This window comes from Streptomyces spiralis (genome assembly GCF_014654675.1).
Classification (GTDB): Bacteria; Actinomycetota; Actinomycetes; order Streptomycetales; family Streptomycetaceae; genus Streptomyces; species Streptomyces spiralis.
On sequence record NZ_BNBC01000108.1, the window covers coordinates 1 to 326 of the forward strand.

The 326-nt window shown below is 58.6% G+C and carries 1 pseudogene; it reads left to right on the forward strand.

What is annotated here, in order from left to right:
• Positions 1–195: 195 nt before the first annotated feature.
• Positions 196–326: pseudogene (locus IE318_RS43925) on the forward strand (TetR/AcrR family transcriptional regulator); the annotation flags it as partial.

Here is a 326-nt window from a genome sequence, read left to right on the forward strand (position 1 = left end):
TGCCCGGCAGGACCACCTCGACGCGTTCTTCTGTGTTCATCACAAGCTCCGCTATCCGCTGTTGCTTTCGTTATAGGACCTAACCAGAACCAGACTGCATCGCGAGACCATGTCACGTCAAGGATGACGGAAAAGGTTTTTTATTGGGACAAGCTTTTGTAATATCCTCTAACCACTACGGAGAGGTTGGTCATCATGACGCAGAAGTCGGCGTCCCCGCGCGACCGGTACCGGACCCATGTGCGCGCGGAGATCAAGGAACGCGCCTGGGCCCAGATCGCCGGGGCGGGGGCCTCCGCGCTCTCCCTGAACGCCATCGCCAAGCA